This window comes from Alistipes shahii WAL 8301 (genome assembly GCF_025145845.1).
GTDB classification, from domain to species: Bacteria; Bacteroidota; Bacteroidia; order Bacteroidales; family Rikenellaceae; genus Alistipes; species Alistipes shahii.
On record NZ_CP102253.1, the window covers coordinates 3,796,248 to 3,809,618 of the forward strand.

12 protein-coding genes are annotated in these 13,371 nt (G+C 60.9%); 8 read left to right on the plus strand and 4 right to left on the minus strand.

Annotation, left to right across the window (positions count from 1 at the left end; all coding sequences use genetic code 11):
• Both NQ492_RS16125 and truA read right to left on the minus strand, forming a co-directional pair.
• Complete coding sequence (locus tag NQ492_RS16125; protein WP_015547718.1) at window positions 1-189, minus strand: PLDc N-terminal domain-containing protein; 189 nt, start codon at window positions 187-189, stop codon at window positions 1-3.
• On the minus strand, window positions 186-965 hold the full coding sequence (gene truA, locus NQ492_RS16130; protein ID WP_015547719.1) for a tRNA pseudouridine(38-40) synthase TruA: 780 nt from the start codon (window positions 963-965) through the stop codon (window positions 186-188). Before truA ends, NQ492_RS16125 begins: the two co-directional genes overlap by 4 nt.
• A 114-nt stretch (window positions 966-1,079) precedes the next feature.
• Between truA and dapB the strand changes: the two genes are divergently transcribed.
• From dapB to NQ492_RS16170, 8 genes are all read left to right on the plus strand, one after another.
• The gene (gene dapB, locus NQ492_RS16135; protein WP_015547720.1) at window positions 1,080-1,841 is read left to right on the plus strand and encodes a 4-hydroxy-tetrahydrodipicolinate reductase; all 762 of its coding nucleotides are present in this window, start codon (window positions 1,080-1,082) and stop codon (window positions 1,839-1,841) included.
• Between the two features lie 41 nt (window positions 1,842-1,882).
• Window positions 1,883-3,235 (plus strand): signal peptidase I, encoded by a 1,353-nt coding sequence (lepB, locus tag NQ492_RS16140; RefSeq protein ID WP_015547721.1) that lies wholly within the window; start codon window positions 1,883-1,885, stop codon window positions 3,233-3,235.
• Between the two features lie 2 nt (window positions 3,236-3,237).
• Window positions 3,238-3,843, plus strand: a complete 606-nt coding sequence (locus tag NQ492_RS16145; protein WP_044054553.1) for an IMPACT family protein — start codon at window positions 3,238-3,240, stop codon at window positions 3,841-3,843.
• Window positions 3,844-4,199: 356 nt separating this feature from the next.
• Window positions 4,200-7,007, plus strand: a complete 2,808-nt coding sequence (gene uvrA, locus NQ492_RS16150) for an excinuclease ABC subunit UvrA (protein ID WP_015547722.1) — start codon at window positions 4,200-4,202, stop codon at window positions 7,005-7,007.
• Between the two features lie 74 nt (window positions 7,008-7,081).
• A complete protein-coding gene (locus NQ492_RS16155) occupies window positions 7,082-8,296 on the plus strand; it encodes a M16 family metallopeptidase (RefSeq protein WP_015547723.1) in 1,215 nt (404 codons plus the stop codon).
• A gap of 1 nt (window position 8,297) precedes the next feature.
• Complete coding sequence (locus NQ492_RS16160) at window positions 8,298-8,891, plus strand: type 1 glutamine amidotransferase family protein (protein WP_015547724.1); 594 nt, start codon at window positions 8,298-8,300, stop codon at window positions 8,889-8,891.
• Window positions 8,892-9,539 (plus strand): O-methyltransferase, encoded by a 648-nt coding sequence (locus NQ492_RS16165; RefSeq protein WP_015547725.1) that lies wholly within the window; start codon window positions 8,892-8,894, stop codon window positions 9,537-9,539.
• A 1-nt stretch (window position 9,540) separates the two neighbouring features.
• Window positions 9,541-9,861 (plus strand): nucleotide pyrophosphohydrolase, encoded by a 321-nt coding sequence (locus tag NQ492_RS16170; protein ID WP_015547726.1) that lies wholly within the window; start codon window positions 9,541-9,543, stop codon window positions 9,859-9,861.
• A gap of 152 nt (window positions 9,862-10,013) precedes the next feature.
• Here NQ492_RS16170 and NQ492_RS16175 read toward each other — a convergent pair whose 3' ends face one another.
• Window positions 10,014-11,279 (minus strand): biopolymer transporter ExbD, encoded by a 1,266-nt coding sequence (locus tag NQ492_RS16175; RefSeq protein WP_015547728.1) that lies wholly within the window; start codon window positions 11,277-11,279, stop codon window positions 10,014-10,016.
• A gap of 123 nt (window positions 11,280-11,402) precedes the next feature.
• The gene (locus tag NQ492_RS16180) at window positions 11,403-13,145 is read right to left on the minus strand and encodes a phospho-sugar mutase (protein WP_015547729.1); all 1,743 of its coding nucleotides are present in this window, start codon (window positions 13,143-13,145) and stop codon (window positions 11,403-11,405) included.
• Window positions 13,146-13,371 lie beyond the last annotated feature (226 nt).

Genomic DNA, 13,371 nt, shown 5'->3' on the forward strand with positions numbered 1-13,371 from the left:
TTATTTGAACCACTCCTGCAAATGGTCGCGGCCGTAGAAGTAGTAGACCGCAAGCCCCACCCAGCTGGTGAGCAGCACCACGACCGCCGCGATGACCTTTCCGCCCGTGGAGATGTTCTTTTTGAAAATGTCCAGCACGCACCAGATTGCGCACACGAGGCCGATCAGCCAAACAATCGTTCCAATCATAACATTTTGAATTTAGAGAAACATTGATGTTCGAATATGTCCGCCGGGTAAACCACGTCCGAGAGAAACAACCCCTGGGCCGGCGCGCCGGCGCTCGACCGCGACAGGTCGCGGCTCTCGACGATCGAGCGGAACCCGTCGGGCGTGTAACGTCCGCGCCCCACGTCGACCAGCGTGCCTACCAGCGACCGCACCATATTCCGCAAAAACCGGTCCGCACGGATCGTGAAACACATCGTGCCGCGGGAGTCGATCGTCCAGACGGCCTCCTTCACACGGCAGATGTTGGTCTTGTTGTTCGAATTGAGCTTGGCGAAAGAGGTGAAGTCGTCGTACGCGGTCAGCATCGCCGCCGCCTCGTTCATCCGCCCGACGTCGAGCGGCACGTAATACTGCCACGTCTCGTGCCGCGTAAAGGGATTCTTGCGCGGCTCGATGAAGTAGCGGTACTCCCGTTCGCGGGCGTGGAAGCGGGCGTGTGCATCCTCCGCCACGGGCGTCATGCTGCCCACGGCAATGTCGCCCGGCAGCAGGAAATTGAGTTTGTAGACCGTCTGCGCAGGATCGGCGACGGGACGTTCGCAGTCGAAGTGCGCCACGTAATAGGCCGCATTGACCCCCGTGTCGGTACGCCCGGCGCCCGTCAGAGCAACCGGTTCGCGCAGCAGGGTAGCGAGCGCCCGTTCGAGCGTCTGCTGCACCGACGGCTGGTCGGGCTGCCGCTGCCAGCCGCAGTAGGCGGCCCCGTTGTACCGGAGTTCGAGAAAATAGCGCATACCGGAAATGATTTGTCCGGCAAATATACGAAATTCCGGAATACTATTGTACGCTCTCCTGCGTTTAGATTCATAAATAATTCGTATCTTTGTACGAATATTTCGACAAAACAAATGAAAGCAGCGATCATAGGATACGGCAAGATGGGCCGCGAAATCGAACGGATTCTCACGGAAAGAGGGCACGAAGCGGCTCTGATTATCGACACGGACAACGCGCACGAACTCGACGCCGCACATCTGGCGGGCATCGACGTCGCGCTGGAGTTCACGACGCCCGAAACGGCCTACCGGAACATCCGCACCTGCATCGAATGCGGCGTGGCGGCGGTGAGCGGCACGACGGGCTGGACCGACCGCCTCGGGGAGTTGCAGGAGCTGTGCCGCGAGCGGGGCGGGGCGTTGTTCTACGCCTCGAACTACTGTCTGGGCGTGAACCTGATGTTCCGCCTCAACCGGCAGCTGGCCGCGATGATCGACCGCGTGGGCGGCTACGACGTGCGCATCGAGGAGGTGCACCACACCCAGAAGAAGGACGCCCCGAGCGGCACGGCAATCACGCTGGCCGAGGGAATCGCCGAAAACCTCGCCGGCAAGCAGGGCTGGGTCAACCTGGCTCCGGGAATCGAACACGCCGCCAACCGCATCGAACGCAGCGGAGAGGCGCCCGCCGACCGGATCGAAATCCGCTCCGTGCGCAAAGGCGCCGTCCCGGGCATCCACACCGTGACCTACGAATCGGAGGATGACGTGCTGGAGATCAGACACACGATCAAGAACCGCCGCACGCTGGCCCTGGGAGCCGTCGTGGCCGCCGAATTCCTCTGCGGAAAACAAGGGGTCTACTCGATGGACGACCTGCTGCGCAATGCATAATTCACAATTCATAATTCACAATTAAAATCGGGGCTTTCCGCATGGGTAAAATCAAAAACTTGCTACGCAACAAATGGGTCGGTTTCACGCTGGCCGCATTGCTTTATACGCTCTGGTTCGTGGTCTGGACGGGCAACCTCTGGCTGGTGCTGGGACTGCCGGTCATCTTCGACCTCTACATCACGAAGTTCTTCTACCGCTACGTCTGGAGCCACAACGTGAAGATGTGCCAGCGCAGCAAAACCTACCGCACGGTGTACGAATGGGTCAACGCCATCATCTTCGCGACGGTCGTGGCGACGCTGGTGCATCTCTTCATCTTCCAGATGTACGTCATCCCCACCTCGTCGATGGAGCGGACGCTGCTCATCGGCGACTATCTCTACGTGAGCAAGGTGGCTTACGGACCGCAGATGCCCAACACGCCGCTCTCGTTCCCCTTCGTACACCACACGATGCCCTTCTCGCAGACCAAGAAATCGTTCTCCGAGGCGATCAAGTGGCCCTACCACCGCCTCAAGGGGCTCAAGCCGATACGCCGCAACGACGTGGTGGTCTTCAACTTCCCGGCGGGCGACACGGTGCTGCTCGAAAACCAGAACGTGACCTATTACGACACGCTGCGCAGCTTCGAGGAGTCGTTCGGCAAGGAGGAGGGACGCAAACGCCTCAACGAAAAATACACGGTGATCAGCCGCCCGGTCGACAAACGCGAGAACTACATCAAACGCTGCGTGGGGCTTCCGGGCGACTCGCTCGAAGTCCGCAACGGAAAGGTGTGGGTCAACGGCGAACCGCAGGAGGCGATACCCGGACTGCAATACAACTACGTGGTGCAGACCTCGGCCCCCTTCACGCAGTACGCCATCGACAACCTCGAAATCCGGGAGTACAGCGGTTACGGCTCGGGCTACTACATGAACCTCACGGACGAACTCGCCGAGAAGGTCAGGGGCTTGAGCAACGTCATTTCGGTCAACCGCTATATCTACACCCCCAACGACGAGGTGTTCCCGCAATGGGGCACGCCCCGCTGGAGCCAGGACAACTACGGCCCGATCTGGATTCCGAAGAAGGGCGACACGGTGCAGCTCACAGCGGAGAACCTGCCGCTCTTCCGCCGCATCATCGAGGCCTACGAAGGGCACACGCTCGAAGAGCGCGACGGACGCATCGTGATCGACGGCAAAGAGGCGACGGAATACACCTTCGCGATGAATTACTACTGGATGATGGGCGACAACCGCCACAACTCGGCCGACTCGCGTTTCTGGGGCTTCGTGCCCGAGGACCACATCGTGGGCAAGGCGTCGTTCGTATGGCTGTCGCTCGATGCGGAAAAGAGTTTCCCCGCGAACATCCGCTGGGAACGGCTCTTCAGAAAGGTTCGGTAGACGTGGCCGGCGACAGTTACAGAACCGTCGCGGCCCCCGCCGAAGCCGCCTGCCGGGAGCGGAGCAGCAAGTTCCTCTCCTGGATTTATCCCGTGCGCACGGAGGAGGAGATCCGCGAACGGCTCGACGCGCTGCGCAAACGGTATTACGACGCCACGCACCACTGTTACGCCTGGCGGCTGGGTCCCCGCGGCGAGGCGTTCCGCGCCAACGACGACGGGGAACCCTCGGGAACGGCCGGAAAACCGATCCTCGGACAACTGCTCTCGAACGACATCACGGACTGCCTGGTGGTCGTGGTCCGCTACTTCGGCGGCACGAAACTGGGGGTTCCGGGGCTGATCGCCGCCTACCGGGAGTCGGCGGCCGAGGCCATCACAGCGGCCGAAATCGTGGAGCTGACGGTGGACCGCACGGTGCGGGTGGATTTCCCCTATGTGGCGATGAACGCCATCATGCGGGTCGTCAAGGAGCAGCAGCCGCGCATCGAGGAGCAGACCTTCGACAACCTCTGCACGATGCGGCTCGCGATCCGCGAAAGCCGCGCAGCGGGGCTTATCGAAAAATTGCGCAAAGCCGGAGGCTCGGTTCGGGACGAAGCGGAATGAAATACGAACAACGGATTGGAATATTTGCGGGTCAGCTCCGTTTTTGACGGCAAAAAATCCGCATTATCGTTCGCAACGGAAAAAGAGAGACCGAGGAAACGCGCGCCCGGAGCGGGGGGGGGCTGTAAAGGCGTCCGCAGGCGAGGGCAGACAGCTTGCTGTTTGCCGAGCCGTCACAGTCTAAACGGCGCGTGTTTTTGCGCCGTAAAGGCCCGATTTACTGCGCCCGCTCAACGCGAATCCGAGGGCACTCCCGCCAGAACGGCATGCGGATGGTTTTGGGCGCCTTTTACCACCAAAAGGTACATAACGGCGAGTGTGAAACACTCGGAAAAGCGGATTGGAATATTTGTAACATGAAAGAACACGAAAACTCCATATATATCAAAGGAGCGCGGGTCCACAACCTCCGCAACATCGAGGTCGAAATTCCGCACAACAAACTCATCGTCGTGACGGGACTCTCCGGCTCGGGCAAGTCGACGCTGGCCTTCGACACGATTTTCGCCGAGGGGCAGCGCCGCTACGTCGAGAGCCTCTCGGCCTACGCCCGGCAGTTCCTCGGGAAGATCAACAAACCCGACGTGGACATCATCACGGGCATCGCGCCGGCCATCGCCATCGAGCAGAAGGTCAACACGCGCAACCCCCGTTCGACCGTGGGCACGACGACCGAGATCTACGACTACCTCAAACTGCTGTTCGCCCGCGCGGGGCACACCTTTTCGCCCGTCTCGGGGCAGGAGGTGCGCTGCTTCAGCGTGGATGACGTGGCGGCCCGGATTCTCGCCCGCGACGGACAGCGCGTGGTCATCGGCGCACCGCTGGTATTGGGCGAAGGGCAGGGGATCATCGAAAAACTGACGCTGCTGCTCTCGGAGGGTCTCATGCGGGTCTACACGGGCGGCGAAGTGCGGCTGATCGAGGACGTGCTGCCCGGAATCGGTCCCGACACCCGGGCCGACGAAATCCGGATCGTCGTCGACCGCATGCGCGTAGCGACGGACGAGGACTCGCAGACCCGCATCCGCGACTCGGTGGCCCGCGCCTTCTCCTACGGCGGGGACATCTGCGAAATCGTCACGGACGAGGGCGTACGGGAGTTCTCGTCGCGCTTCGAGGCCGACGGCATCGAGTTCGAACGCCCCTCGGAACACCTCTTCAGCTTCAACAACCCGCTGGGGGCCTGCCCCCGGTGCGAGGGCTACGGCAAGGTGATCGGCATCGACGAGGACCTGGTGATCCCCGACAAGAGCAAGACCATTTACGAGGACGCCGTAGCCTGCTGGAGGGGCGAGACGATGCGCAAATGGAAGCAGCAGCTCGTGGAGAACGCCTCGAAGTTCGGATTCCCGATCCACACGCCGTTCCACGAACTGACGTCCGAGCAGAAACGGCTGCTGTGGCGCGGCAACGAATATTTCCACGGACTCGACGAATTTTTCGAATACATCGACTCGGAGCGGCGCAAAATCCAGTTCCGCGTGATGAAGGCCCGCTACACGGGCAAGACCGCCTGTCCCGAATGCGGCGGCTCGCGCCTGCGCAAAGAGGCGTTGTACGTACGCGTCGGCGGCAAGACGATCGCCGATCTGGTGGCGATGCCCGTGGACTCCCTGATCGCCTTCTTCGCAGGGCTGGAACTCGACGAACACGACACGAAAACGGCGTCGCGCATCCTCGTCGAAATCCGCAACCGCCTGCAATACCTCGCCGACGTGGGGCTGGGCTACCTGACGCTCGACCGCCTGTCGTCGACCCTCTCGGGCGGCGAGAGCCAGCGCATCAACCTCTCGACCTCGCTGGGCAGCAACCTCACCGGTTCGCTCTACATCCTCGACGAACCGTCGATCGGGCTTCATCCGCGCGACACGAACCGCCTGATCGGCGTATTGAAACAGCTGCGCGACCTGGGCAACACGGTGATCGTCGTGGAGCACGAGGAGGAGGTGATCCGCGCCGCGGACTGGATCGTCGACATCGGACCCAAGGCCGGTTACAACGGCGGCGAAGTGGTCTTCAGCGGCACGCTGCCCCAACTGCTGAAAAGCAAAAAGAGCCTCACGGCCGACTACCTCACGGGGCGGCGCGAGATCGCCGTTCCGGCAACCGCCCGCGGTTGGAGCAACTCGATAACCGTCAAAGGCGCGCGGGAGAACAACCTGCGCAATGTCGACGTGCGGATTCCGTTGGGGGTGATGACCTGCATCACGGGCGTCAGCGGCTCGGGAAAATCGTCGCTGGCGAAGGGAATCCTCTACCCGGCGCTGCGGCGCCTGCTCTACGACACGGGCGTGAAACCCGGCGATTTCGACGGCCTGACGGGCGACGTGCAGCTGCTCAAATCGGTCGAGATGGTCGACCAGAACCCCATCGGCAAGTCGTCGCGTTCGAACCCCGTGACCTACATCAAGGCCTACGACGAAATCCGGAAACTCTTTTCGGACCAGCCCTATGCCCAGCACAACGGGCTGGGCGCTTCGGCCTTCTCGTTCAACATCGCCGGAGGCCGTTGCGAGGAGTGCCAGGGCGAGGGCATGATCAAGGTCTCGATGCAGTTCATGGCCGACGTGGAACTGGTCTGCGAGGCGTGCGGCGGGCGACGTTTCCGCGACGAGGTGCTCGAAGTGAAATACCGCGGCAAGTCGATCTACGACGTACTGGAAATGACCGTGGACGACGCCATCGCCTTCTTCGGCGAGGAAAGCAAGAAGAACGCCACCTGCCGGCGCATCGTCGAGCGGCTGCAACCGTTGCAGGACGTGGGTCTGGGATACATCAAGTTAGGACAGTCGTCGTCGACCCTCTCGGGCGGCGAGAGCCAGCGCGTGAAGCTGGCTTCGTTCCTGACGAAGGATTCGGCGCAGGGAGGCGTCATGTTCATCTTCGACGAGCCGACGACGGGGCTGCACTTCCACGACATCTCGAAACTGCTCGCGGCGTTCAACGCCCTGATCCAGCGCGGACACACGATCGTCGTCGTCGAGCACAACATGGACATCATCAAATGCGCCGACTGGATCGTGGACCTCGGCCCCGAGGCGGGCACGGCGGGCGGACGGGTCGTGTTCGAAGGCACGCCGCGCGAACTGGAAAAGTGCACCGAAAGCCATACGGGCAAATTTTTGCGCATGCGCGCAAAAATAATGAAGAATGAAAAATGAAAAATTGTCGTACACATGTGCAAAAATAGCCGCGCAGCCCAATTTTTCATTTTTAATCTTTAATTTTCAATTGAATGGAATTCTCTACCTATACACTTCCCAACGGCATCCGCGGCATTCACCGTCAGGTGCGAAACACCGTGGCGCACTGCGCGCTGGTGATCGGCGCCGGGAGCCGCGACGAGCATCCCGCAGAGTACGGACTGGCGCACCTGACGGAGCACGCCTTTTTCAAGGGGACCGAGCGACGCAAGGCATGGCAGGTCAACTGCCGCCTGGAAAACCTCGGCGGGGAGCTGAACGCCTTCACCACCAAGGAGGACACGACGATTCACGCCACGACGCTGAAGGGCGACTTCGCGAAGGCCGCGGAGCTGATCGCCGACATCGCTTTCCGCTCGACGTTCCCCGACCGGGAGCTGGAGCGCGAAAAGGAGGTGATCGTCGACGAGATCAACACCTACAAGGATTCGCCCGCCGACCTGATCTACGACACCTTCGAGGACATGCTGTTCGAAGGTTCGGAACTGGGCCACAACATCCTGGGCCGCAAGACGTCGCTGATGCGCTACGACGGCCAGGCGATCCGCGCCTTCACGGCACGCACGCACACCACCGACCAGATGGTATTCTCGTCGATCGGCAACTTCTCGGCCAAGACCGCCGAAGCCGTCGCGGCACGCTATTTCGCCTCGCAGCCCGCCTCGCAGCGCGGTTTCGTGCGCGCTGCGCCCGCGCCTTACCGGGCCTTCGAAAAGACGGTCTCGAAGCACACGCACCAGACCCACTGCATCATCGGCAGCCGGGCATTCGGCATCTCGGAGGATCGGCGGCTGCCGCTGGCCCTCGTGACGAACATTCTCGGAGGTCCGTGCGCCAACTCGCTGCTCAACGTCGTGGTGCGCGAGAAGAACGGACTTTCGTACAACATCGAAGCCAGCTACACGCCCTACGGAGACACGGGCATCGTGGCCATCTATTTCAGTTCGGACCACGGCAACGCGGAACAGTGCATCGAGCTGATCGAAGGACAGTTGCACAAACTGCGCACCGTGCCGCTGACGGCGCGCCAGCTGTCGATGGCCAAAAAACAGTTCATCGCCCAGCTGGCCATATCGAGCGAGAGCAACGAAAGCTACATGCTCGGGGCGGGCAAAAGCCTGCTCGTCCACGACGGCATCGACACCATGGAGCAGGTCTACGCCAAGGTCCGCGCCCTGACGGCCCGGCAGCTCACGGAGGTGGCCGAGGAGGTTTTTTCGGATATGTCACGATTAATCTACAAATAAGATGAAAACCGTATTGTTCGTATTACTCGACCAATTCGCCGACTGGGAGTCGGCATTCCTCGCCCCGGCGCTTCGCGGCGGCGTTATGCCGGGACGCCCGGGACGCCACGCCGTGCGGTATGCGACGCCCGGGGGAGTTCCCGTACGCTCGATCGGCGGCATGACCCTCACCCCCGACTGCGATACGGAGACGCTGCCGGACGACTGCGCCGGGCTGATCCTCGTCGGCGGTATGAGCTGGGCGACGCCCGAAACCGAACGGATCGTCCCGCTGGTAAGGGAGGCCCTGTCGCACGGGATTCTCGTCGGTGCGATCTGCAACGCCGCATCGTTCCTCGCGGCCCACGGATTCCTGAACGGCGTAAGGCACACCGGAAACGGCCTCGAAATGCTTCGCGAATGGGGCGGCGCGAACTACACGGGCGAGAAACTCTACCAGGAGCGGCAGGCCGTGCGCGACGGCAATGTCGTGACGGCCAACGGCTCGGGGTATCTGGAATTCACGCGCGAATGCCTGCTCGCGCTCGAAGCCGACACGCCGGAGCAAATCGCCGCATCGTACGCCTTCAACAAACACGGATTTTATCAGGAATAGATGGACGCTCTCGAAAAATACGTCCACGATTTTTCGGAACCCGAGGAGGAGCTGCTGCACGAACTCGACCGCGAGACCAATCTGCGGGCCGTGGCGCCGCGGATGATCTCGGGGCACATTCAGGGCCGTCTGCTGGAGATGCTCGTACGGATGCTGCGGCCCCGGCGGGCGCTCGAAATCGGGACCTTCACGGGTTACTCGGCGCTCTCGATGGCCGCGGGGCTGGAGGAAGGGGCCGAACTGCACACCGTCGAGGTGGACGACGAGCTGGAAGAGTTCATCCGATCGTATTTCGACCGCAGCCCCCACGGCGGCAAAATCCGCCTGCACATCGGCTCGGCGCTCGACATCGCCCCGAAACTGGGCGGCGAATTCGACCTCGTGTTCATTGACGGCGACAAACGCGAATACCCGGCCTATTACCGGATGCTGATGGGCGACGACGGCAGTAAGGCGCTTGTTCACAGCGGATCGGTGCTGATCGCCGACAACATCCTCTGGTCAGGGAAGGTCGTGCAGCCCGTGGCGCACAACGACCGCCACACGCAGGCGCTCCTCGAATTCAACCGCATGGTCGTCGAAGACGCACGGGTGGAGAACGTCATCGTCCCGCTGCGCGACGGGCTGAATCTGATAAGAGTAAAATAAGATGGAAATCAAGGAATTGCAGGAGCGCGTAGACGCCTGGATCCGGGAATACGGCGTGCGCTACTTCTCGGAACTGACCAACATGGCCTGCCTGACCGAAGAGGTGGGGGAGCTGGCCCGCGTGATGGCCCGCAAATACGGCGACCAGTCGTTCAAGGCGGGCGAAAAGGAGAACCTCGCCGACGAAATGGCCGACGTGCTGTGGGTGCTGGTGTGCCTGGCCAACCAGACGGGCGTGGACCTCACGGCGGCCGTCGAGGCCAATTTCGCCAAAAAGACCGCCCGCGACAAGGAGCGTCACCGCGGCAACCCCAAGTTATAAAACGCCGCCGACCGCGGCAAAGCCCCGGCCCGAAGCCGTAAAAACGCCCCATGCGGCGGCTTTGGCCGTCGTATGGGGCATTTCCCGCTTATGGCATCAGGGGAGGGATCAGCGTCTCGGTTCGGTCAGTTTCAACGGCACGGCGCGGGCAATTACCTGTCGTTGCGGTTCGTCGCGGGCAAAGCATAATCCGCGCTGTCGGCAGGCAGGCGCAGGGGATCGGGCGGAAGCATCCGCACGATGCCGGGATCGGAAGCTTCCGCAGTCAGTTTGAGACGAAAGGCATGCGCACGGCGCGACGCGTCCATCACGTCGGCCAAATCGGCCATAGGAGCATCTTTGTCGGCCCGCAGAACCACCTCCATCTGCGCACGGTCGGCTTCGGAGAGTTTTTCGCGTTCGGCGGCGATCAGCCGCTCCAGATCCCCGACCGTCACAGGACGGCCGTTGAAGAGAATCTTTCCGCCGGAGGAAATATGTACCGTAACGGTCGGCCGGTCCGGATCCCCGGCTGCCGGAGGCGGAGTTTTGACGGTAAAACTGCAAAGCATCATCATTGCTGCCACCACGGGAATGGCGGCACCGAGCCGCAGCACGGCGAAACGGCGTTTTCTGAATTGGGTCATCATGGCAAATCGTTTTTTGGTGAGTGAATGATTCAACCCGCAGGCTATATCCGGATTATGGCCGAAGAGTTGGTGAAAAATAACCGTTCTGTATTCGGTAAGGTCGTAACCGGCGTCGAGCACGTCGCGGTCGGCCTCCCATTCGTGCACCTCCTGCAACCACCGCCCGGCAATCCAGACGAACGGATTGAACCAAAAGAGACTGCGGACCAGCTCGACGGCGATGCGTTCCGCCGAATGGCGGTGACGGACATGACCCGCTTCATGGCAGAGAACGATCATGCGCCGGCGACCTTCGTATCCTCCGCCCAGGAAAACCGTGCGCAGGAACGAAAAGGGAGTGGCGATCTGCGGATGCTCGGCAAGGGTGTACGCCCCGCAATCGGTCAGACGCGACCGTCGCCGCAGACGGCGAATTCCGACCATGCGGACCGCAAGAAACCCAAGCGACAGAAACACCGCCGTCAGATAGCCCCCCCCCACAGCCACCGGGCGCAATATGCGCCGCCAGCCGGCTGGGACGACCGGAACGGCAGCGGGAAGCTCCCCGGTCGTCTGCACGAAGTTTTCGGCCGGGGGTGCGGCGATCAGCGGCAGCGGATAGACCACCGTCCGGGCAGGGTAGAGCGGAATGTCGAGCGCCGGGATGACCGCCGAGAGAAATACGGCAGCGACCAGATAGCGGCGACAGGCCCTGAATGAAACCTTGCGGACCAGCAGCAGGCGGTAGAACGCCAGGAGCAGTCCGCTGCAAAAGAGCACTTCGAGGATATAGAGCAAAGGCGATTTCATGCCCGCGGAGCCAGCCCTTTTCGGGGCCGTGCAAACGCCCGGAACGCCCCGGAACAAAAAAATACCTCCGAACGGGATCGTTCGGAGGTATCGGCGGGACGGAACCGCCCCGAAAACAGGGGGCTACTCCAGCTTGAGGTCTTTCTTGATGCCTTCGATCTTGGCGTCGAGTTCAGCCAGCGTCTTGTCGAAATCGGCGACCGAAGCCAGCGGCGCCTTCACGCCGAAGTAGAACTTGATTTTAGGCTCCGTGCCCGAGGGACGCACCGAAACGGCCGTGCCGTCGGCGGTGAACCATTGCAGCACGTTGCTGCGGTCCTGCTCGATGGCGGTCTTCGCGCCGGTCTTCACGTCGAGCGTTTCGAGCGTCTGGAAATCGTTGATCTTCACCACCTCGGAACCGAGGATCGCCTTGGGCGGATTGGCGCGGAAGTCGACCATCATCTTCTGGATCAGCTCGGCGCCCTCCTTGCCCTTGCGGACCACCGAAACGAGGCCCTCGCGGTAGAAACCGTATTTCACGTAGAGTTCCTGCAACCACTCGTAGAGCGTCAGGCCCATCGTATCCATCGCCCATGCGGCGGCCTCGGCGGCCAGCGAGCAGGCCGACACGGCGTCCTTGTCACGCACGTAATCGCCCGCCAGGTAACCGAACGACTCTTCGCCGCCGCCGATGTACTTGGCTTTGCCCTCGTTCTCGCGGATGATCTTGGCGATATACTTGAAGCCCGTGAGGCAGTCGTAGCACTTCACCTTGAAATGCTCGGCCACGGCGTTGGCCATCTGCGAGGTGACGATGGTCTTCACGACATACTGGTTGCCGTCCAGCTCGCCGCGCTCGGCCCAGCGGGTCAGCTGGTAGCTCAACAGCAGCACGAGGGTCTGGTTGCCGTTCAGCAGCACGTATTCGCCCTTCTTGTTGCGCAGCGCCACGCCGATGCGGTCCGAATCGGGGTCGGTGGCCAGAACCAGGTCGGCGCCCTCCTTCGCAGCCAGATCAATGGCCATCGCCATCGTCTTGCGCTCCTCGGGGTTGGGAGACTCGACGGTGGGGAAGTCGCCGTCGATGACAGCCTGCTCCTTCACCATGATCACGTTCGTGAAGCCGAATTTCTTCAGCGACGCCGGAACCAGCCGCACGCCCGCACCGTGCATCGGCGAATAGACGATCTTCATGTCGTGGTGCTTCTTCACGCTTTCGGGCGAAAGCGAGAGTTCGTGCACCTTATTTAAATAGATTTCATCGAACTTCTCGTCGAGGATGGTGATATTTTCGGGATTTTTGCCCGTCTCGATCATATCCACGTCGGTGATCTTCGCAACCTCGGCGATGATGTTCTTGTCGTGCGGCTCGGTGACCTGCGCCCCGTCGGTCCAGTAGGCCTTGTAACCGTTGTACTCCTTGGGGTTGTGCGAGGCCGTGACGACCACGCCCGAATGACACTTCAGTTCGCGGATGGCGAAGCTCAATTCCGGCGTCGGCCGGAGCGCGTCGAACAGAAAAACCTGAAACCCGTTCGAGGCGAAAATATCGGCCACACGCTCGGCGAACATGCGCGAATTGTTGCGGCTGTCGTGGGCCACGGCCACACGCACCCGCTCGCCCGCGAAGTTCTTCTTCAGGTAGTTCGAAAGACCCTGCGTGGCGGCGCCCACCGTATAGACGTTCATGCGGTTGGAACCCACGCCCATGATGCCGCGCAGGCCGCCCGTACCGAATTCGAGGTCTTTGTAGAAACTCTCGACAAGCTCTTTCATATCGTTGTCCATCAGGTATTTGACCTGCTTTTTCGTCGCCTCGTCATAGTGGCCGTCGAGCCAACTCTGGGCTTTTTTCAGAACCAATTGTTCCAATTCGTTTGCCATAAGTTTATTAGTTTTATTTATAGTTTGACTTCGGAAGTCCCAAAAAAATTATATGCAAATATACGAAATAAAATTCGATAATTCACTATCAGGGAGTTAAAATTGAGACCCCGGAAACCGTTGTTTTTCTATATACAAAAAAAGGAAAACTGCAACATAAAATCGAGAATCTTTTTGCAAAATTATTCACAACTTTGTCACATCAAAAATAGTGCAACCCTCTGTC